Raw genomic sequence first — 19,807 nt, 5'->3', positions numbered from 1 at the left:
TTTATTGTGTTAAAAAATATCTCCAAAACCACCACCAGACATTTTATCATCTTTGGTCATTTTATAATTTGGATTTGTATATTTTGTTGAATCCGGAATTGTATTATCACCTGTTTTAATTTCATCTGCCAATGAATCTAACCTTGAATAAAGTTCGTCGTTATCAACAGAATATTTAGAAGTCAGTGCATCAATGTCAATTAAGTTTTCAGAAGTTTTAGCAATATCCTGAGCAATTGTAGATGTTACAACTTCCAGAGCATACTCTAATTCCCAGTCTTTCGTAAACAACATAGCGCTTTTTGCACTTTCTGTTGCTTCCTTAGCATTCTTTGCAAATTCATATTCTTTTTGAAGCATTTTAACTGTCACATCAAAATCAGCAATTTTAATGTCGATTGCTGTTCCTGCTAAAGTCAATTTACGGTCCATCTTCCCTAATACATTAGCACGAACACCGTATTTTTGAATGAAACTTTTGCTTTGCTCATATTGAGTTGAAACCCTTTGAGAATCGCTAAGCTTTCTGGCCAACTCACTTTGTAGGGCTACATATTCATCAGTATCCTTTGCAGCAACGCCGTTTTGTTTCACCATTTCATCCATCGCAGATTTCAATTTTTCTGACTGACGTTGTAAGCTTAAAACATCTTCCTGAAATTCTTTTGCCTCTTTTTCAGATTTATTGGCTTCTATTTCCATTTCATTTTTAAGACCTTTTAGCTTCGCTTTTGTATTCTTAAAAACTTCACGGTTTTTAATCATTTTTTGTTTTTGCTCTTCTAACTCATTAAAAGGGTTACTCTGAATTAATGCTTTATGAAGATTTTTTGTCGCAAAACGAAGCCCTTTCATAATAACAGGAGCCATCATAACCAAAAAAACCAGAAACACTCCAGTAGCAGACAAAGCAATGGCCTGACCCAACATTGTAAATAATGGCGGAATAATATATGTCCAGATTAAATAACCACCAACTCCTAATAAACCAAGTGCCAAAGCCAAAAATAATGACTTTTCACCTTTTTTAAGCGCGCCTGATTTTAAAGCAATTTCTCCTTTAGACTCGTCAAAGTGTTTTAAAATTGGTAATGTCAAAAGAGTACTTCTTTCTTGTTCGTATTTATCCATTATAAATATTGATTAATTCCTGTTATTACAGTATTGATTGAGGTTAATATTTTTTGTTTTGCTAAATTGTTAGCATCCATTTTTAATTGAATTTCTGAAAGCTGCTCCATATTAACCGGATCAATCTTTTGAAGTTCTATTTTTTTAGCTTCCAATTCTTTTTGAAGCTCGATAATTTTGGCTTCCAGATCAGAAATGCTTTTAGATAAATTATATTTTTCTTTAGTTATCGTATTATCTAGCTCGGCTTTTTTTGTTTTCCCAATTGTATCATATTTGGTATAAACCTTTTCGATTTCAGCAATATAAAAACTACCTTTTTGTAAAAGGAATTCTTTAGTCAGGTCAGATTTGATCGATTTACCCATAGTAAAAGCCATCTGATAACTTTGCGGATTTGTAACTCCAACCGCCATAACAGATTTATAAAGTTCGAAAAAATCAAAGCCAGACTCATTCAATGACTCAAAACCTTTATCGTAAACTTCAAAAATTTCGTTTAAAAAAGGATTTGTCAACGAATTAGTTGGAAATGCTTCTGTAGCTTGATTCGGAAACTTCTTGTCAGTAGTTGTTGAAATGGGTGCTGATGGTTGAGTAGCCGCTGTACCCTCTGAATTATTTGTCTCATCATTAATGAAGAGACTTTTCCAATTGAAACTTTCTTTTGCCATTGTTTTAGGTTAAACTATTTTTAATAACTTTTTGGTTGTTAAATGTTATACGCAGAAAGTGTTAAAAAGTTACTAATTATAAAGGCATAAATATATATATTTTTAAAATCAAATTGTAACTATTTAATTACCAAATAAGTTAATTCTCATAAATTCTCTGAAAACGAAAAAAAAATTTCACGAATTTTATTAATTTATTGGACATCAAAAATAATTGTCAAAAAAAAAGAGCCAACAATAAGTTGGCTCTTTTTAGCTATTTTCTTAAAATACGTCTTATCCATTCAAAGCTTCTGCTCCACCAACGATCTCTAAGATCTCATTAGTAATAGATGCCTGACGTGCTTTATTGTATGTTAATTTCAATTGGTTTCTCAATTCAGTTGCGTTGTCAGTTGCTTTGTGCATAGCTGTCATACGCGCTCCATGTTCTGAAGCAAATGAATCACGAATACCTTTGTATAATTGTGTTTTCAATGATTTAGGAATCAAAGTTAACACGATTTCTTCTTTTGAAGGTTCGAAAATGTAATCTGCAGCTGAAACTGGTACATCAGATTTAATTGGAGCTAACGGTAAAAATTGTTCTGTCTGAACAATTTGAGTCGCAGCATTTTTAAACTGATTGTAGATTAATTCGATTCTGTCATATTCTCCAGATAAGAATTTTTCAGTCAAATTATCTGCAATTCCGGCAACATTTTCAAAAGTCAAATGATCAAAAATGGCATTATGATGACCGTGAACTTTAAAAGTTTTACTTAGCACATCATTTCCTTTTTTACCGATTGGAAAAACATCAACTTGTTTTCCAGCGTAAAAAGCAGCACGATTTTTAATCTCTTTAATTACGTTAGAATTGAATGCACCACATAAACCTCTATTAGAAGTTATAGCTACAAGCAATACTTTTTTTACTTCACGTTGTGTCGTGTAATCACCTCCAACTTCACCATCAAGTGTAGCAGAAAGATTTTGTAACAACTCCGTTAATTTCTCGGCATAAGGGCGCATCGCAGTGATTGCATCTTGTGCTTTCTTAAGCTTTGCAGCAGAAACCATTTTCATAGCCGATGTAATTTGCATCGTCGATGAAACGGAAGTAATTCTATTACGGATTTCCTTTAAATTTGCCATTTGTCGATTAAAAAATGTGACAATTTGATAATTAGATAATTAGAAAGTTTCCTGAGATATTTTCTAATTATCTAATTAACGAATTATCTAATTAGATATATTTTGCTGAAATTTCTTTTGCTGCTTTTTCGATAACATCAGTAATGTTGTCATCTAATTTACCAGCTTTCAACGCATTAAGCGTATCTTTATGTTTACTGTTTAAGTAAGCTAAGAAATCAGCTTCAAATTCTTTTACTTTATTTACAGGAACGTTTTTCAATAAGTTTTTAGAACCAGCGTAAATAATTGCTACTTGATTTTCAACTGTATAAGGATCGTTTAGACCTTGTTTCAAGATTTCAACGTTTCTTCTTCCTTTTTCAATTACGTTTAAAGTAACTGAATCAAGATCAGAACCAAATTTAGCGAAAGCTTCCAATTCACGGAATTGAGCCTGGTCTAATTTTAAAGTTCCAGAAACTTTTTTCATTGATTTAATTTGAGCATTACCTCCAACACGAGATACAGAAATACCTACGTTGATCGCAGGACGAACTCCAGAGTTGAACAAATCTCCATCAAGGAAAATCTGACCATCTGTAATCGAAATTACGTTTGTTGGGATATATGCAGAAACGTCACCAGCCTGAGTTTCGATAATTGGTAAAGCAGTTAATGAACCACCACCTTTTACGATAGACTTGATAGAATCTGGTAAATCGTTCATGTTTTTAGCAATTCCATCATCAGCAATTACTTTACAAGCACGCTCTAATAAACGAGAGTGTAAGTAGAAAACGTCTCCAGGGTAAGCCTCACGTCCTGGTGGTCTTCTTAATAAAAGAGAAACCTCACGGTAAGCAACAGCTTGTTTAGATAAATCATCATACACAATAAGTGCAGGACGACCTGAATCTCTAAAATATTCGCCAATTGCAGCACCTGCGAAAGGAGCGTAAACTTGCATTGGAGCCGGATCAGAAGCGTTAGCTGCAACAATAACTGTATAAGCCATTGCACCTTTTTCTTCTAACATTTTAGCGATTCCTGCTACAGTTGAAGCTTTTTGCCCAATTGCAACATATATACAGAATACAGGTTTTCCTGCATCGTAAAATTCTTTTTGATTTAAGATTGTATCGATACAAACAGTTGATTTACCTGTTTGACGGTCACCAATTACAAGCTCACGTTGTCCACGTCCAACCGGGATCATAGCATCTACTGCTTTTACTCCTGTTTGTAATGGCTCAGTAACTGGCTGACGGAAGATAACTCCAGGAGCTTTTCTTTCTAAAGGCATTTCGTATAAGTCTCCACCAATTGGTCCTTTTCCATCAATTGGAAAACCAAGAGTGTTTACTACACGTCCTACCATTTGCTCACCTACTTTAAGAGAAGCAATACGTTGTGTTCTTTTTGCTGTTGATCCTTCTTTGATTCCAGTTGATGGTCCTAAAAGTACCACACCAACATTGTCTTCTTCAAGGTTCAGTACAATAGCTTCAAGTCCGTTTTCAAATTCAACTAACTCACCATATTGTACATTCGATAGCCCGTAAATACGAGCAATACCATCTCCAACTTGAAGTACCGTTCCTACTTCCTCTAGCGTAGCACCAGATTCAAAACCTTCTACTTGCTTTCTTAATATTGCTGAAATTTCAGCAGGTTTGATTTCCGCCATCTTAATTTATAATTTAGACACTTTTATGTGTAATAAAACTAATTACTTAACTCTCTTTTTAATACTTGTAATCTGTTTGCAACAGAAGCGTTGTATTGTTGATCACCTATTCTTAAAATAAATCCTCCAATAATTGCTGGATCTACTATATTTTCAATTGTTATTTTTTTATCTGATAAAGTTGAAACTTTTGCTAAAACTTTAGCTTCCAAAGCTGCATCCATAGGAATAGCTGTGGTAACTTTTGCTACTTCAATTCCATTACTTTCATCAAAAACTCTACTATATTCTACTGCGATTGCCTCTAGAATTTCGAATCTTTTGTTTTCGAATAATAAATGAAACAACCCTTTAGTTACACCATTTACACTAGCAAAAACTTCTAAAAGAGCACTTTCTTTAACTTCAACTTTTGTAGTTGGGTTTTGAATAAAAGTACTTAATTCTAAATTGCTTTCAATTGTAGAAGCAATTAACTTCATATCGTTATTTACAGCTTCGGCAACACCTTTAGAGTTTGCTAAGTCTAGAATTGCTTTTGCATAACGAATTGCTGCTCTTGTACTTGCCATAATCTTAGTTTAACTTTACGTCACCTAACATTTTCTCAACTAATTTAGTTTGAGATTCTTTGTTAGATAGTTCTTCTTTTAACAATTTTTCAGCAATGCTTAATGATAAAGTCGAAACTTGTAATTTCAATTCAGCCATAGCAGCATTTTTTTCACTTTCGATAGCCGCTTTAGCTTGCTCGATCATTTTTTGACCTTGTGCTTGTGCTTCGTTTTTAGAATCAGCAATCATTTTCTCTTTCATTTCGCGAGCTTCTTTCAACATCGCGTCACGTTCTGCACGAGCTTCGTTCAAAATTCTTAAATTATCAGCTTGCAAATTTTCCATTTCTTTTCTTGCATTTTCAGCCGAAAGTAATGCATCTTTAATACCTTGCTCTCTATCATTTACTGCATCAAGAATTGGTTTCCAAGCGAATTTTTTCAACAAAAGAATTAATCCAACAAATATTAGTATTTGCCAGAAAAACAAACCGAACTCAAACTGATATATTAACTTATCCATTATATATAATTATAAATTTTAAATTATGTCTTTTTAAATTGTTCCTATAAAAAACAATTTTAATGTTTTAATTTTTAAAGAATAGTTGCAACCAACCGTTGCAACTATTTCTTTTTTGTGTTTTAATTAAGCAGCGAATAACGCAGCGAAACCAATACCTTCAATAAGTGCAGCTGCGATAAGCATAGCTGTTTGGATTTTTCCTGAAGCTTCTGGTTGACGAGCAATAGCGTCCATTGCTGAACCACCAATTCTACCAATACCTAATGCAGCTCCGATTACGATTAATCCTGCTCCTATGAAATTTAAACCGTTCATATGTATATATATTAAAAATTAAACATTCAATTTGATTTTAGATTTTTGAATTCAGATTTTTAGATTGACAATCTTTTTACCTGAGATCTTGAATCTAAGTTTTAATGATGAGCTTCCTCTTCATGGTGATGCTCTTCTACAGCAGAACCAAAGTAAAGTGCAGATAACATTGTAAAAATATAGGCTTGTAAAAAGGCAACTAAAATTTCAAGAATAGAAAGTACAAATGATAATCCAAAAGACAAACTGCTTCCAATCCAGCTTTTAAAGATAAACATTAATCCGATGATACTCATTAAAACAATGTGACCTGCAAAGATATTTGCATACAAACGAATCATTAATGAAAATGGTTTGATGAAAACTCCTAACAATTCAATTGGTGCCAAAATAATACGCATTGGTTTTGGCACACCTGGCATCCAGAAAATGTGTCCCCAATAATTTTTATTTGCCGAAAGATTTGTAATTAGAAAAGTAACTAGTGCTAAAGCAAATGTAATTGTTAAATTACCTGTAGCATTAATTCCTAGTGGAGTTAATCCGAAAATATTTAAAAACAATACAAAGAAAAATATCGTCAATAAATAACTCATGTATTTCTTATAATGTTTCTCTCCAATATTTGGAATTGCAACTTCGTCACGAATGTAAACTACTAATGGTTCAAAAATTCTTCCAACTCCTGAAGCAATACCTCCGTTTTTAGCATACGATTTTGCAAGGCTTGAAAACAACCAAAACATTAATAACGCTGCTGCAAAAATAGACACTACAGTTTTTGTAATTGAAAAATCTAAAGGACGAACATTTGTCGGATTTCCTGTCTTTTCATCTTCAGTAATTGTTCCGGCAGCATCTGTTTTGTAGATTTTACCATTGTGGTGATTGATAGCATAGAAGTTTCCGTTAGATTCAGCTACACTATGTCCATGGTTGAATTTTGATGAAGAAAAAATTTGCAAACCATTATCCCAAAGAATTACAGGTAAAGGGAAGCCATAATATTTTCCTGTCTCATCATCCTGAGTCAAAGTAAAATCATGTGAATCTAAAACGTGGTGACCAATAAAGCCTTTAATTTTAGATTTTACATCAGTTGGCTCTGCATGATGGCCTTCTGCAGCAGCTTCATGAGCTACTTCAGTTTGAGTATGTGCAGCGTCTTTTTCCGAATTAGCAAAGCTTATTACCGGAAGACATGCTACTAAAGCTACAAGAATAAATCTGAGTGGTCTGTTTGAAATCACCATATCTGTTGAAAATCTGATTTTTTACGTTTCTAAAATTTGGTGCAAAGGTACATTTTTTATTAATATTCAAAAGGATATGAAAAATTATTTTTGAACCTTGTTTTACAGAATCGTTATTTTAACGCTTTTCATTTAATAATCGGATAGTTAAAAGCGTTTCAAATAACAAAAATAAAATAAATGTTATAAAAAAATTGATTTTCTCAATTGCCATATTTGGGAGCTTATCTGTCAAAATAGGTCTCAAAACAAAATAGAAGAAAAACATTTGAATAAAAGTTCCTCCCATAAAAAGCATTCCGATATTATCAAAATGACTTATTTTGAACTTTAATAATATCATGAAAAAAACAGCTGCAAATGCAAAAAAAATCAAATACAACGATTCTATACTATAATGAAAATTTTGATTTGGGACATCAAAAAAAATAAATACAGCTTTGTGCACTATATAGGATGCTAAAGCAAAAAAGAATAAATGTAAAATTGTTTTGTCTTTAAAAAGCATTTTGAAATAATTTTATGCAAAGATGCAACATTTATTTAAAGCTCTTTTAAAAGTAAAACTACTTTGTTTTATTGATTTCGTTTACCTGGCGGTATACATTATATAAAGCCAGAAAAACACCAACCATGACTAATATCTTATTATAGTAGATTTTTGGACTTGGATGATTTTCATCTAACCAGGTTCCTAAATAAGAAAACAAGAAAATAATAACGCCCATTTGAATGGGGATGTTAATAAGTGCTATCCACTTATTCCTTTGATTTTTGTTCGGCTCCTTTTCCATCTTTCAAAGTTACTTCTTTTGTGTTTGCGAGCATCGAACAGGTTGCAGTAAATTCTGCTCCTGGTTCTATTGACAGTTTCCCTACTAATACTTCTCCCTGAATGTGGGCTGTGGCTTTGATATTAAGGACTTCTAAAACTTTAAGTTTTCCCTGAAACTCACCTTCAATATCGGCATTGTGGCAAATAATTTCGCCCTTTACAATTCCTGATGCTCCTATAACCAGTTTTCCCTGTGAAGTAAAATTCCCTATCAATTCTCCATCTAATCGAAAATCGGCTTTCGAAACAATATCACCTATAATAGAAGTTCCTTCTACTATTCTATTTGTCTTTCCTAAGAGTTCTGTGCCGGTTTTTTTTTCTTTCTCAAACATGGTTTATGGGTTTTTAGGCGCTAAATACACTTCAAGATTTTTTTTGATTTGAATCACTTTGTAATTATCACTTGATATGATAATGGCAGGATGTGTGATTTTGTACTTTTTATCGTCTCTCAAAACTCCCGAAATATCTCTGGCATATGCCTCAGATTTTATTCCATGGATAACTACAAAACTTTCGGTTTTATTGTATTTGTCTAACGAAGTTGTTAGTTTTTCGAAGTTCTCAACTTGTAAAAATACTTTAATCGATTCTTCAATTTGTTTCGCTGTTTTAGTATCTCCTTTTGGAATAGCATAAATGATTTTCCAATTTTTTTCGTCAACTGCCGTAAAATCAAGCTTTTCTAAACCTGGGATTTGTTTTTCTAAAATTTCACGGGCATTTTTACCTTCTTCACTGTTTGGATAATTATCTGCTACTGTTTCTAAGCCTTTTTTATAAGCAGCTAGTCCGTTTACTTTTCCTAAAGTATTGGCTTTCAATAATTCATATTTAGAAACAATTTCCTCTCCGGCATATTGATTAATCAAATTATCAATATTATCTAAAACAACATCAAATTGTTCTTCTTCATATAATTTATACCACTTTTTATATTCTTTATCCGGTGATGTCAAATCGCTTGTATTGGTATTATTTAAAAGTTGGGCATATCTTGAAGTTGGATAATTTCCTATTATATCCGATTTCACTTTTTCTGCCTTAGCCGGATTTGTAATCTGATATATTTTATACAAATTATACATCGACGGCAATACTAATTTTTCTTCAGGATTATTTTTCAGTAATTGCTCCAGTTTGTCACTCGCTAAATTGTATTCCTTGAATTTTTCTTTATAAATAAGACCCAGTTGGTAATAAGCAAAGTTTCTTTCTTTACCAATACTATCCATTACAACCTGACTGGTTGGAAGTTGTTTTTCGTAAAATGCCGTGGTATACTTCTCAACGACAACAGAATCCTGCAAAGCATTAAGAGAATCCTGACGCATACTTAAGGAATCTTTTAGTACCGGATTAACAATTGTTTTTGAAGAAGCCAAACGCCAGTTACCGGCTAAAGATCGATTTCCCCACATTTTTCTGAATTGCAATTTTCCATAAGCAACAGTTGTTGGATTGTAAAAATAGAAAGTACTCGCCTGGTCATTTGCTCCAGGAGGATTCATTGCTCCTCCACCCGGCAAATCAGTAGGTACTGGTGCTTGTGGATTTACAGCAGTTGGTAAGTTCCCGGCATTTGAGTTACGCTCGATATTTGCTAATTTCTCCTGTTCTATTTTTTCCGCAATACGTTTTGCATCGTCTTTCTTTTTAAGCTCAGTAATATAATTTTCGAAATAAGATTTTCGTTCTGTTTCTGGTAAACCATACACCATTATAATACTATCATTGCGTTTTGCAATTGCTTCGTATTTAATGACGTTGTCTAAGTTTTTTCGGTTTTTTTCAATAAACGCAAACTCTCTGCTTTTTGGATCTAATTTTACTAATGTACTATCATAATATTTGGCAGCCATAGTATAATCTGTATTCTTAAAATACATGTTTCCAATGTTTCTGTAGGTCGAAGCTACCAAATAAGGATCTTTAGATTTTCTGGCTAACGATTTATTATAAAATTCAAGTGCGTTTTCCTGTTCTTTATAAGTGTCGAAAAAAACACCCATCTCGTAAAATAGAATATCGTAGTACGGTCTGTTTTCGCGATCATCTACCAATTTATTGTAGGTTTCAATAAACATATCCTGATCGCCATTTTCATAATCAAACATTTGTGCCTTTCTGGCATACGCGTGCATCATGTATTTTCGATCCGCTTTGCGGTTCATGTCGATCACAGCATTATAAAAATAAATCGCGCTGTCTCGTACTCCGATTTCCTGATACATCTGTCCCAAAATAAAACGATAACGCGCTTTGTCTTCATTTATACGCGAAAAATTTTCAGCAATTCTAAGTTTCGCTACAGCACTATCTTTTTTCTCCAGATGCAAAAAAGCCTCTGCCAATAATGCATTTGCATCTGAAAATGTTTGTTTATTTAGATCGGTATTTTTTAATAACAGATTAATGTTTTTTACCACAATGGCATCATTTCCTAAACGCATATTGGTTTTTTCGCGCCAGATTTTTGCTGTGTAAATATTACTGCTGTTTGGGTATTTATACAAGATATAATTGAATGCCTCCAGAGCCGGAATAAAACGCTGATCATAATACCTTGCTTTCCCAAGCATTAAATACGCTTCATCAATCTGAGTGTTTTTTTCTCTTCCGCCAATATTCATGGAGTGTTTCTGAATCGCCTTTGTAGCTTTTGTTTCAGCTAATTCAAAATCGGGATTTTTAGCTTTTTCTTCTCCTGCATAATTTTCGTCAACCTGCATTTTTTCAATAGGCAGCATCTTCCAAAAATTATCCTGATCATTTGCCTGAATAGACTTCAAACCTTTATCAAGACCAATGCCTCCATTGTACAAAATATTATATTTTGTACTTAAAGCATGAGAATTTCTAGACAAAAACGTGTTTTTTTTGGTAGAACAAGCTATCAAAAAAAATAAAAACACGAACGGAAAACAATATTTTAGAGTATTCTTTTTCAATAGAAAAGAGTTTAAATCCATTAACTTCTAAAAAGGCTTTTTAGTATAATGACGTGTAAAAATACGCTTCTTTTTGAAATATAGAAACTTAAACGGCAAAAAACGATTCCAGCTCCTGAAGAGTCTCTTTTGATGTCTGAATATCTTTCACTATTTCCCCTTTGTTTAATGCTACAATTCGGTCGCAAACCTCGACAGTATGCTGCAAATCATGACTTGAAACTAAAACAGTAACATCTGGATTTTCTGCCAAATCTTTAATAATCTTTTTTAATCGGCTAACTGTTGTTGGATCTAAATTTGCAAAAGGTTCATCCAAAATTACAACTTCAGGGTTACCGATAAGTGTCGCAATTATTCCCACTTTTTTCTGGTTTCCTTTTGATAAATCTCTAAGATATTTTTTGTTATTCAGAATCTCTCCGTTAAAAAACTCTTCGTGTTGCGCTAACAATGCATCGATATCAGCTTTATTTTGATGACGCAAATCGCCAATAAAATAAAAGTATTCTTCTGGAGTTAGGTACCCAATAAGGAAACTTTCATCTAAAAATGAACCTGTAAAAGATTTCCAGTTTTCATTCTCATTAACCTGGATATTATTGCTTGTAATATGCCCGGTTGAAGGCTGAATCAAATCTAATAACAAACTGAAAAAAGTTGTTTTTCCCGCTCCGTTATTCCCTACTAAACCAAAACTCTGTCCTTTTGGAATTTCAAGATTGTTAATATTTAAAACTGTAGTTCCGTTATATTTTTTTGAAAGTTGATTTACTTGTATCATGGTAATTTTAGATTTTAGATTGTTGATCTTAGATTTTGCCAATAGAAGTGAATTATCAAATTGACACATTTTCAAATTGACTAATTAATTCTTTTGCTTGTAAGCGCTGATCGTGCTGTATTTCTCTAGCTTATATCTTTTTTCAATAAGAGAAAAAACTTTTTCTTTAAAGATAAATCCTAAAACTCCAGCTCCGGCAACTAAGGCCAACGCAACCGTTTTGTCGGCAAAATGAAGTCCAAGCCAATACAATAATAATGGTAAAAATATCTTTGGTAATGAAAGCAGCATCGCGCTGGCATTAAATGCTTTTTTATCTCCAAAAGCTCCACCGGCATTGCTCAGGTCAATTGGCGTTTTGGTAAATGCACCACCTAAAAGAACTAAATGAGAATTAACTCCAATATTATAAATTGCACCGACAACTATTGTTAAATACACTTCCCAACCATACAAAAGATAAAATGAAGCGATTATTGTTGATATAAAAGTCGCGATAACGATCAGCCACCATTTTGAAGTAATGTAACCACGATACGGAATATTTTGTGTCATCATTAATTGGTAATACGAACTATCCCAACTTGGTACAAATTGTCCGAAAACAAATAAAAACCCACCTGATACAAATATTCCCGCAAAAATATGCATTGCCTCTGGCTGATGCGTGTTTCCAAAAAAGATCAATCCATAAAACAAAAAGACAACACTCATAACAATAGTCGTTTTAGATCTTTTATTTCTTCGGATTAATTTGATGTCATTTTTAAGAAACGTTCCCAGTGTTCCAAATTGATTTAACCAAACTAAATTTTCAGTTTTTGCGACATCTTCTTTTTTAGAAAGTCCTGCATCTAAAAATAAATTTTTCTTAAAGTACTTAAACGTAAATTGATACAGTCCGATCAACACTAAAACCGGAATTAAAAATAATCCCTTCTGCGCATACAGTCCCTGAAAAAAAGGTGTTGTAAAAATGGTAATGTCAAATAATTTATAATATTGGGCAGCACCCAAACCAATTGCAATTCCTACAAAAACAACAAACAATTTATCAATATTACTCAGAATAATATTTAAAAAATTATTGATGTATATTAAAGAGAAAATCGCCAGAAGCCACATTATAATTCCAATAACATCATAACCTTCTAATGCCAGCACGATCGAAAAAGGCACAAAGAAAAGTGCATGAACCCAATTAAAAAAAGACAATGCTGTTTTTCCTAACGAAAAATGAACAATCGTTGGTTTTTTGAAAGGTAAAACCAATAATGGTTTGATGTTTAATACTGGAATTGACTGCATCAGCAAACGAATTACCAAATCAAATAAGAAATAATAAATCAAAAATTTATTAATCGTTACTAATGGTTCAAGATTCATTTCTTTTAATATGTAAAATGCTCCAACTCCTGCTCCAATAAAAATCAGCGAAAAATAAATCATTAAAAAACCTAGTAAAATTTTCATTGCCAGGTTTGCTCCAAATGAAGCCGATCTTGTAAAGGCTTTCCATTCGAGGTAAATAAACTTTTTAATCATGGTTAATTGGTTTTGAGTTTTGTAGTAAGAGATCAAATGTAAGAAAACGTTACAAAAAAAGTTAAAAATAATCGTTTAGTGTCTGTGAATTAACCGCCGTTTGCTACTTTTGCATAAAATATACAATCATGCCTTCATTCTTAAAACTGATAATTAAAGAGGTAAAACGTGAAACCAAAGATGCCGTTTCTGTACTTTTTAATGTTCCCGAGGAACTAAAACCAGACTATAAATTTATTGCGGGACAATATATAAATTTAAAATTAACACTTGACAATCAAGAGATTAGGCGGGCTTATTCTATTTGCTCCGCGCCAGAAAGCGGTGAATTGCGAATTGCTGTAAAAGCGGTTAAAAACGGTTTGTTTTCTCAATTTGCCAATACAAAATTGAAAGCCGGAGATGTTCTTGAAGTAGGTCATCCCGAGGGAAAATTTACCTTTGAACCGGATGCTGAAAGACAAAAAAATTATGCTGCTTTTGTAGCAGGAAGCGGAATTACTCCAGTTCTTTCTATCATAAAATCGGTTTTAAAAAGCGAGCCAAAAAGTTCTTTTGTATTGGTTTACGGAAATAGAACTCCAGAAGAAACTATTTTTCATCAGGAATTACACGATTTACAACTTAAATATGTTGGCCGTTTTTTCGTGCATTATGTATTTAGTCAAGCTAAAGCCGAAAATGCATTGTTTGGAAGAATCGAAAAATCAGCAGTAAATTTTGTGTTGAATAATAAACATAAAGAACTTCAATTCGACAAGTTCTTCCTATGCGGGCCAGAAGAAATGATCAACACCGTTTCTGGTATTTTGAAAGAGAAAAACGTAAAAGATTCGGCTATTAAGTTTGAACTTTTTACTTCTTCATCTCAGGAACATGAAATCAAAACTTCGCTTGAAGGACATACAAAAATTACCGTTTTAGTTGATGATGACGAAGTTTCTTTCGAAATGTCTCAAAAACAAACTATTCTGGATGCAGCTTTAAAACAAGGAATTGACGCTCCTTATTCTTGCCAGGGCGGAATTTGCAGCAGCTGTTTGGCTCGTGTAACTTCTGGAACTGCAGAAATGACAAAAAACTCTATTTTAACAGATAAAGAAATTGCTTCAGGATTAATTTTAACCTGTCAGGCACATCCAACATCAGAATCTATTTATGTGGATTATGATGATGTTTAGAATCTGAAAATTCCAATAAAAAAAATCCAAATCCCACTTGTAAAGATGGAATTTGGATTTTTTTATGGAACTTATCTAAACTTTAATTTAAAAGCTGAGCTTCTATCTTAGCAATTATTTTCTCTGGAGAAATACTTCTCATCGCGTCCTCATACCCTTCTACAATCTTATTTCCGTAAACAGATGTTGGTAACTTTGGATATTGATTTCTGTCTGAAGTTAAAGCATCTTCTAAACTTTGATTGAATGGTAAAAATCCCGCGAACGGATGCGTAGCGCCCCAAAGCGTAATTACTTTTACGCCCAACATAGCCGCAATATGTGCATTTCCTGAATCCATAGAGAGCATGACATCAAGATTGCTTATCAACTGTAATTCTTGCTGAAATTTAATTTTTCCAGCCATATTAATTACATTTTCAAAGGGTTTTGAAAGTGAATCTAAAACATCAATCTCTTTCTTTCCTCCGCCAAAAAGCAATATTTTATAGTTTTGATTTTGCGCTAAAGTTGATACAACTTCAGTCATTAAATCGATCGGATACACTTTAGAATCGTATTGTGCAAAAGGAGCAATTCCAATAAACTTTTGATTTTGACTGCCAATGATTTCTAAAATAGCTGAATCTAATTTTGCTTTCTGTGGAAATTCAGGATTCGATAAATCTAAAGAAAAACCGAGTTCTTCAAACACTTTGGCGTGTCTTTCAAACATGGTTGGTAACTGCTTAAAAATCTTATTTTCCGCACGGGTTAATTCTTTTTTTTCTTCTCTTCCTTTATCAACGGTAGCACGTTTTTTTCCGCTTAAAGCGAAAAGTAAACTCACAATTTTAGATCTTAAAACATTATGAAGATCTGCAAAAGCATCAATTTTGAACTTTTTGACATCTTTATATAATCTTAAAAGTCCCCGAAAACCTTTGTGTCTTTCTTTTTCATCAAATGCAAAAAAGTCCAGATTTGGGATTCCATCAAAAAAAGGTTTAAAAAAAGGGCGGGAAATTACGGTTAGTTTTACTTCTGGATACTGTTTTACAAAAGCGCGTAAAACAGGAACCGTCATGGCGACATCTCCCATTGCGGATAGTCTCATGACGGCTATATGCTTAATTTTATTGGACAATTCTGCCAATTATTTTTTATTTTGATATAAAACAGGATTCAAATCATCGTCGTTGTACATTTTCATTTGTTTGTACACTTTCATGAATTTATCTCCATTTTCAATGTCAGTCAACAAATCATCAATCGCTGTAGACAAATCACTTCTTTGCTCTAAAAGAACATTTAATTTTTCCTGACATTTATCTCTGTGCTCTTGTGAAGCCTCTGCACGAGTTGCTTCTTCATGCATATGATAGATTTTCAAAGCCAAAATTGACAATCTGTCAAAAGCCCATGCAGGACTTTCGGAGTTGATTTTTGCACCGTCTTTTGCTTTTACAGTACTGTATTTTTGCAAAAAGTAGCTGTCGATATATTCAACCATATCCGTACGTTCCTGGTTTGAAGCATCGATTCTTCTTTTTAAAGTCAAAGCTGCAACCGGATCAATTTGTGGATCACGAATAATATCCTCAAAATGCCACTGAACAGTGTCAATCCAGTTTTTTAGATATAATAAATGTTCAAATTTATCTTTTGGATAAGGATTGTTTATAGGCTGATCAACGTTATCAAACTGGTGATAATCTTTGATACTTTGTTCGAAAACAGAATAAGCTAATTTTGAAAACATGTCTTTAATTATTAGAGAGACAAAGATACTTTTTATACTTTTATAGTGTGAAAAAAACGGTTGTTTTTTCATTTTAGTATCGCAAATCATTGATAATTCTAATAACTCCTCATGAAAATTCATTATATATCTGAAAACAACAGCGTATTAAACCACTTTTTAGGTCAAATCAGAAATGTAAATGTTCAGAACGACAGTATGCGTTTTAGAAGAAATATCGAACGTATTGGCGAAATTATGGCCTATGAATTAAGCAAAAATTTATCTTATAAAGATGTTGAAATTCAAACACCACTTGGTGTTAAAAATACTACAGAAATAGAAAGTGATTTGGTTTTATGTTCTATTTTAAGAGCAGGATTACCGCTTCATAATGGCTTTTTAAATTATTTTGATCATGCTGAAAATAGTTTTGTTTCGGCCTGCAGATATCATCCAAATAACGATCATGAATTTGAAATTAGGGTCGAATATCAAGCACTTTCAGATTTAAATGATAAAACGGTTTTGCTTCTGGACCCCATGTTAGCAACTGGTCAGTCTATCGTTGCAGTTCATGAAAAATTAGTTCAGAATGCGGTTCCAAAAGAAATTCATATTGTCGTAGTCATCGCTGCTCCGGAAGGAGTTGCCTATCTTGAACAAAATCTACCTGACAACTGTCACTTATGGGTTGCCGCCTTAGACGAAAAATTAAACGAGAAAAACTACATTGTTCCCGGACTGGGTGATGCCGGTGATCTTGCTTATGGAAGTAAATTATAACTGAGAGAAAAACGTAAATAAACTACAGCAAATAAGTACGTAAAACACTATTTCATTGTTTAGTTTTTGCTGTACGTATTCAACATGACTTGCTGCCATGATGGTTAAAGGCGTAATGCTGAAAATCAATAAATCATTGCTTTTGTTAGGTGAAAGAATAAAAACAAAGACTGCAATAAAAAAACAGGCCACCACTTTTTTATACGATGTGTGTACAATTTGAGGTCTGTTTGATAAGGTTGTTAATATCGAAACCACAAAAAATAAAGCTACTGCGACATATATTGAAAGTGCTCCGTTTTCATAATTGTTCTTAAAATAATCAATCCTTAAATCAATTACGGCTCGTTTTTCAAAAAATTCAATGATATTGAAATGAAAAATTAAGGATACCAAAAAAAAGATGATTGCGACCGCCAGGAGTGCTATAAAGGGTAAAACCCAGTTTCTATAATCTCTCGAAACGTGAAAAACAATGGAGATAAAAACCAAAATAAGGAAAAGAATACACCAAAATTGAAACAAAGAAGCTACTAAAATCCAAAAAGAAGCATCAAATATTTTTTCTTTTGAGGCCTTTAATGACTGAAGTGAAATCAATCTTCGAAGCGCCAATAACAGAAAAAAGTTGGCGTAGATAACGTTTGGGTTATTAAATATCGTCGGGAAAAATAAGATAAATAATAAATAGAAAAATATCGCGTAACCATTGTCTTTACTGAGTCCGTTCTTTTTAACGATAAAGTTTATCAGAAAAAAAGAAGCCGAAATGAAGCATAATAAACTTATTTTTTGAAACGCCAAAAAATAAGAACTCATCCATGATGGTTCCTGAATTTGAAACAGAAAAAAGAAAACCAGTATTAAAATTACGACCAAAGAATAATTTAATGGTGTAGATTTTTTAAAAACACTTGTTATCATAAGGATATTTTATACTTTTGTGATTGTAAATATAATACTTGTTTAAAAGGAAAAACCCAACAAGTTGAAAAAAGATTCTATTACCTGAATTTTGTCTTCAATGCGTTACAAAACAATAAATAACATATAATTTTTTAAATTATGACAGCTTTTTTCGAAGGAATACAATACTTATTCGTTAACATTTTATTTGCTCCACTAGACTTTTTACGTCGTTTGGAACTTGTAACTTGGTTTGGTGCAAACACAATTAACTGGATTTTTATGATCATCTGTTCATGTGCAATCGTTTATTGGATTAAACAATTACGCATTTTTGATGATGCCGGAACAGAAAACCAAGATACAACGGCTCACTCTTTTTTAAAATAAAAAATATCTAACCCTCCGAAAAGGGTTAGAGGATTTATTTATATTAGATCGAATCCAATATCTTTTCTAAAATACATCTTATCAAAGCTTAGTTTATCTATGTTTTGGTAAGATTTTTTTATGGCTTGTTGGAAATCGTCTCCATATGATGTTACAGTTAATACACGTCCTCCATTACTAACGACATTTTCGTTATCTAATTTTGTCCCCGCATGAAAAACGATAGAATCTGTAATATTTTCTAATCCTGTAATTACTTTTCCTTTTTCAAAATCTTCAGGATATCCACCAGAAACAACCATAATTGTAGTCGCACTTCTTGAGTCAACTTCTAATTCAAAAGTGTCTAACTTTTGATCTGCCACAGACTGAAACAATGCTACTAAATCAGATTTTAATCTTGGCACCACAACTTCAGTTTCAGGATCTCCCATTCTTACGTTATATTCAATAACAATTGGTTCGTTTTTTACATTGATCAAGCCAATGAATACAAATCCTTTATATTCGATTCCGTCTTTTTGGAAACCTTCAATAGTTGGTTTAACAATACGGGTTTCGATTTTTTCCATTAAAACAGCATCAACATAAGGAACTGGAGAAACTGCTCCCATTCCACCTGTATTTAATCCTGTATCTCCTTCACCAATTCTCTTGTAATCTTTTGCTGTTGGAAGGATTTTATAACTTTTTCCGTCTGTTAAAACGAAACAGCTTAATTCGATTCCGTCCAAAAATTCTTCAATAACTACTTTTGAACTTGCAGCACCAAATTTTTCATGAACCAACATATTTCTTAATTCCGTTTTAGCTTCTTCAAGATCCTGAATAATCAAAACTCCTTTTCCAGCTGCTAAACCATCTGCTTTTAAAACGTATGGCGGCTGTAAAGTTTCTAAAAAAGCACATCCGTTTTCAACAGTCTCGGCAGTAAAACTGTCATAAGCTGCTGTTGGAATATTGTGTTTCATCAGGAATTCTTTAGCAAATTCTTTACTTCCTTCTAATTGAGCACCCAATTTTGATGGCCCAATTACCGGAATATGATTTAAACTTTCGTCGTTTTTAAAATAATCGTAAATACCTTTTACCAACGGATCCTCAGGTCCAACGACTACCATTTTTACATTTTCTTTTAGTACAAATGCTTTTATGGCATCAAAATCGGTTGGAGACATGTCAACATTTGTAGCAATTCCGGCTGTTCCTGCATTTCCTGGTGCAACAAAAAGTTTTTCGCAAAGCGGACTCTGAATCATTTTCCACGCAAAAGCATGCTCTCTTCCGCCTGATCCCAATAATAAAATTGTCATGGTATAGTTGTATTTAGTTGTGGTGCAAAAATAATTGCTTTTACACGTAAAAAATAATTAAATCTTAAAAAGTTCGTGATTCTTCTCTGTTAGTACTCGGATAATATTATTTTTGATGAAAAATACTCTTCAAA

20 protein-coding genes are annotated in these 19,807 nt (G+C 32.8%); 3 read left to right on the top strand and 17 right to left on the bottom strand.

What is annotated here, in order from left to right; all coding sequences use genetic code 11:
• Nucleotides 1-9: 9 nt before the first annotated feature.
• From AC3ITQ_RS05270 to AC3ITQ_RS05210, 13 genes are all read right to left on the bottom strand, one after another.
• Nucleotides 10-1,131, bottom strand: coding sequence for a hypothetical protein (locus tag AC3ITQ_RS05270; RefSeq protein ID WP_489237109.1), 1,122 nt, complete (start codon nucleotides 1,129-1,131; stop codon nucleotides 10-12).
• A complete protein-coding gene (locus AC3ITQ_RS05265; RefSeq protein ID WP_489237108.1) occupies nucleotides 1,131-1,805 on the bottom strand; it encodes a hypothetical protein in 675 nt (224 codons plus the stop codon). The genes AC3ITQ_RS05270 and AC3ITQ_RS05265 overlap by 1 nt, the downstream gene beginning before the upstream one ends.
• A 276-nt stretch (nucleotides 1,806-2,081) precedes the next feature.
• Nucleotides 2,082-2,942 (bottom strand): ATP synthase F1 subunit gamma, encoded by an 861-nt coding sequence (gene atpG / locus AC3ITQ_RS05260; protein ID WP_489237107.1) that lies wholly within the window; start codon nucleotides 2,940-2,942, stop codon nucleotides 2,082-2,084.
• Between the two features lie 91 nt (nucleotides 2,943-3,033).
• Entirely contained in the window at nucleotides 3,034-4,611 is a 1,578-nt protein-coding gene (gene atpA, locus AC3ITQ_RS05255) for a F0F1 ATP synthase subunit alpha (RefSeq protein WP_194656389.1), read from the bottom strand.
• A 38-nt stretch (nucleotides 4,612-4,649) separates the two neighbouring features.
• The gene (atpH, locus tag AC3ITQ_RS05250; RefSeq protein ID WP_489237106.1) at nucleotides 4,650-5,183 is read right to left on the bottom strand and encodes an ATP synthase F1 subunit delta; all 534 of its coding nucleotides are present in this window, start codon (nucleotides 5,181-5,183) and stop codon (nucleotides 4,650-4,652) included.
• A gap of 4 nt (nucleotides 5,184-5,187) precedes the next feature.
• Nucleotides 5,188-5,688, bottom strand: coding sequence for a F0F1 ATP synthase subunit B (locus tag AC3ITQ_RS05245; RefSeq protein WP_489237105.1), 501 nt, complete (start codon nucleotides 5,686-5,688; stop codon nucleotides 5,188-5,190).
• A 126-nt stretch (nucleotides 5,689-5,814) separates the two neighbouring features.
• On the bottom strand, nucleotides 5,815-6,006 hold the full coding sequence (atpE, locus tag AC3ITQ_RS05240; RefSeq protein ID WP_053472986.1) for an ATP synthase F0 subunit C: 192 nt from the start codon (nucleotides 6,004-6,006) through the stop codon (nucleotides 5,815-5,817).
• Between the two features lie 101 nt (nucleotides 6,007-6,107).
• On the bottom strand, nucleotides 6,108-7,259 hold the full coding sequence (atpB, locus tag AC3ITQ_RS05235) for a F0F1 ATP synthase subunit A (RefSeq protein ID WP_489237104.1): 1,152 nt from the start codon (nucleotides 7,257-7,259) through the stop codon (nucleotides 6,108-6,110).
• Nucleotides 7,260-7,825: 566 nt separating this feature from the next.
• A complete protein-coding gene (locus tag AC3ITQ_RS05230) occupies nucleotides 7,826-8,053 on the bottom strand; it encodes an AtpZ/AtpI family protein (RefSeq protein ID WP_489237103.1) in 228 nt (75 codons plus the stop codon).
• Nucleotides 8,019-8,429, bottom strand: a complete 411-nt coding sequence (locus tag AC3ITQ_RS05225) for a bactofilin family protein (protein ID WP_489237102.1) — start codon at nucleotides 8,427-8,429, stop codon at nucleotides 8,019-8,021. Before AC3ITQ_RS05225 ends, AC3ITQ_RS05230 begins: the two co-directional genes overlap by 35 nt.
• Nucleotides 8,430-8,432: 3 nt before the next feature.
• A complete protein-coding gene (gene porW, locus AC3ITQ_RS05220) occupies nucleotides 8,433-11,069 on the bottom strand; it encodes a type IX secretion system periplasmic lipoprotein PorW/SprE (RefSeq protein WP_489237101.1) in 2,637 nt (878 codons plus the stop codon).
• A 67-nt stretch (nucleotides 11,070-11,136) separates the two neighbouring features.
• A complete protein-coding gene (locus tag AC3ITQ_RS05215) occupies nucleotides 11,137-11,832 on the bottom strand; it encodes an ABC transporter ATP-binding protein (RefSeq protein WP_375030921.1) in 696 nt (231 codons plus the stop codon).
• Between the two features lie 84 nt (nucleotides 11,833-11,916).
• Complete coding sequence (locus AC3ITQ_RS05210) at nucleotides 11,917-13,377, bottom strand: DUF5687 family protein (protein WP_489237100.1); 1,461 nt, start codon at nucleotides 13,375-13,377, stop codon at nucleotides 11,917-11,919.
• A 128-nt stretch (nucleotides 13,378-13,505) separates the two neighbouring features.
• Between AC3ITQ_RS05210 and AC3ITQ_RS05205 the strand changes: the two genes are divergently transcribed.
• Nucleotides 13,506-14,558, top strand: a complete 1,053-nt coding sequence (locus tag AC3ITQ_RS05205) for a 2Fe-2S iron-sulfur cluster-binding protein (protein WP_375030923.1) — start codon at nucleotides 13,506-13,508, stop codon at nucleotides 14,556-14,558.
• Between the two features lie 82 nt (nucleotides 14,559-14,640).
• On the opposite strand, the gene AC3ITQ_RS05200 is transcribed toward AC3ITQ_RS05205, so the two are convergent.
• Nucleotides 14,641-15,654 carry a glycosyltransferase family 9 protein gene (locus AC3ITQ_RS05200; protein ID WP_489237099.1) on the bottom strand — a complete coding sequence of 338 codons (1,014 nt, stop codon included), beginning with the start codon at nucleotides 15,652-15,654 and terminating at the stop codon, nucleotides 14,641-14,643.
• 39 nt (nucleotides 15,655-15,693) lie between these two features.
• Nucleotides 15,694-16,299 carry a DUF4254 domain-containing protein gene (locus tag AC3ITQ_RS05195; protein ID WP_489237098.1) on the bottom strand — a complete coding sequence of 202 codons (606 nt, stop codon included), beginning with the start codon at nucleotides 16,297-16,299 and terminating at the stop codon, nucleotides 15,694-15,696.
• Nucleotides 16,300-16,410: 111 nt separating this feature from the next.
• On the opposite strand from AC3ITQ_RS05195, the gene upp reads away from it, so the two are divergent.
• Nucleotides 16,411-17,064: a uracil phosphoribosyltransferase gene (gene upp, locus AC3ITQ_RS05190; RefSeq protein ID WP_489237097.1), complete on the top strand. Its 654-nt coding sequence runs from the start codon at nucleotides 16,411-16,413 to the stop codon at nucleotides 17,062-17,064.
• Here the strand turns inward: upp and AC3ITQ_RS05185 are convergent.
• Nucleotides 17,059-17,988: a DUF6427 family protein gene (locus AC3ITQ_RS05185; RefSeq protein ID WP_489237096.1), complete on the bottom strand. Its 930-nt coding sequence runs from the start codon at nucleotides 17,986-17,988 to the stop codon at nucleotides 17,059-17,061. The genes upp and AC3ITQ_RS05185 overlap by 6 nt on opposite strands.
• Before the next feature lie 141 nt (nucleotides 17,989-18,129).
• Here AC3ITQ_RS05185 and AC3ITQ_RS05180 point away from each other — a divergent pair, with 141 nt between their 5' ends.
• Nucleotides 18,130-18,360 carry a DUF6341 family protein gene (locus tag AC3ITQ_RS05180; RefSeq protein WP_017496855.1) on the top strand — a complete coding sequence of 77 codons (231 nt, stop codon included), beginning with the start codon at nucleotides 18,130-18,132 and terminating at the stop codon, nucleotides 18,358-18,360.
• A 38-nt stretch (nucleotides 18,361-18,398) separates the two neighbouring features.
• Here AC3ITQ_RS05180 and purD read toward each other — a convergent pair whose 3' ends face one another.
• A complete protein-coding gene (gene purD, locus AC3ITQ_RS05175) occupies nucleotides 18,399-19,673 on the bottom strand; it encodes a phosphoribosylamine--glycine ligase (protein ID WP_489237095.1) in 1,275 nt (424 codons plus the stop codon).
• Nucleotides 19,674-19,807 lie beyond the last annotated feature (134 nt).

Source organism: Flavobacterium sp. KH_001, from assembly GCF_057840745.1.
The sequence above is the reverse complement of the archived record's forward strand: the minus strand, read 5'-3'. Positions and strand labels throughout refer to the sequence as shown.

Coding starts and splice junctions, on each gene's coding strand:
- atpG (WP_489237107.1), bottom strand. CDS start 2,942: ATGGCAAATTTAAAGGAAATCCGTAATAGAATTACTTCCGTTTCATCG.
- atpB (WP_489237104.1), bottom strand. CDS start 7,259: ATGGTGATTTCAAACAGACCACTCAGATTTATTCTTGTAGCTTTAGTA.
- AC3ITQ_RS05245 (WP_489237105.1), bottom strand. CDS start 5,688: ATGGATAAGTTAATATATCAGTTTGAGTTCGGTTTGTTTTTCTGGCAA.
- purD (WP_489237095.1), bottom strand. CDS start 19,673: ATGACAATTTTATTATTGGGATCAGGCGGAAGAGAGCATGCTTTTGCG.
- AC3ITQ_RS05180 (WP_017496855.1), top strand. CDS start 18,130: ATGACAGCTTTTTTCGAAGGAATACAATACTTATTCGTTAACATTTTA.
- AC3ITQ_RS05185 (WP_489237096.1), bottom strand. CDS start 17,988: ATGATAACAAGTGTTTTTAAAAAATCTACACCATTAAATTATTCTTTG.
- porW (WP_489237101.1), bottom strand. CDS start 11,069: ATGGATTTAAACTCTTTTCTATTGAAAAAGAATACTCTAAAATATTGT.
- AC3ITQ_RS05225 (WP_489237102.1), bottom strand. CDS start 8,429: ATGTTTGAGAAAGAAAAAAAAACCGGCACAGAACTCTTAGGAAAGACA.
- AC3ITQ_RS05265 (WP_489237108.1), bottom strand. CDS start 1,805: ATGGCAAAAGAAAGTTTCAATTGGAAAAGTCTCTTCATTAATGATGAG.
- AC3ITQ_RS05200 (WP_489237099.1), bottom strand. CDS start 15,654: ATGAGACTATCCGCAATGGGAGATGTCGCCATGACGGTTCCTGTTTTA.
- AC3ITQ_RS05205 (WP_375030923.1), top strand. CDS start 13,506: ATGCCTTCATTCTTAAAACTGATAATTAAAGAGGTAAAACGTGAAACC.
- atpE (WP_053472986.1), bottom strand. CDS start 6,006: ATGAACGGTTTAAATTTCATAGGAGCAGGATTAATCGTAATCGGAGCT.
- atpA (WP_194656389.1), bottom strand. CDS start 4,611: ATGGCGGAAATCAAACCTGCTGAAATTTCAGCAATATTAAGAAAGCAA.
- AC3ITQ_RS05210 (WP_489237100.1), bottom strand. CDS start 13,377: ATGATTAAAAAGTTTATTTACCTCGAATGGAAAGCCTTTACAAGATCG.
- upp (WP_489237097.1), top strand. CDS start 16,411: ATGAAAATTCATTATATATCTGAAAACAACAGCGTATTAAACCACTTT.
- AC3ITQ_RS05215 (WP_375030921.1), bottom strand. CDS start 11,832: ATGATACAAGTAAATCAACTTTCAAAAAAATATAACGGAACTACAGTT.
- AC3ITQ_RS05230 (WP_489237103.1), bottom strand. CDS start 8,053: ATGGAAAAGGAGCCGAACAAAAATCAAAGGAATAAGTGGATAGCACTT.
- AC3ITQ_RS05195 (WP_489237098.1), bottom strand. CDS start 16,299: ATGTTTTCAAAATTAGCTTATTCTGTTTTCGAACAAAGTATCAAAGAT.
- atpH (WP_489237106.1), bottom strand. CDS start 5,183: ATGGCAAGTACAAGAGCAGCAATTCGTTATGCAAAAGCAATTCTAGAC.
- AC3ITQ_RS05270 (WP_489237109.1), bottom strand. CDS start 1,131: ATGGATAAATACGAACAAGAAAGAAGTACTCTTTTGACATTACCAATT.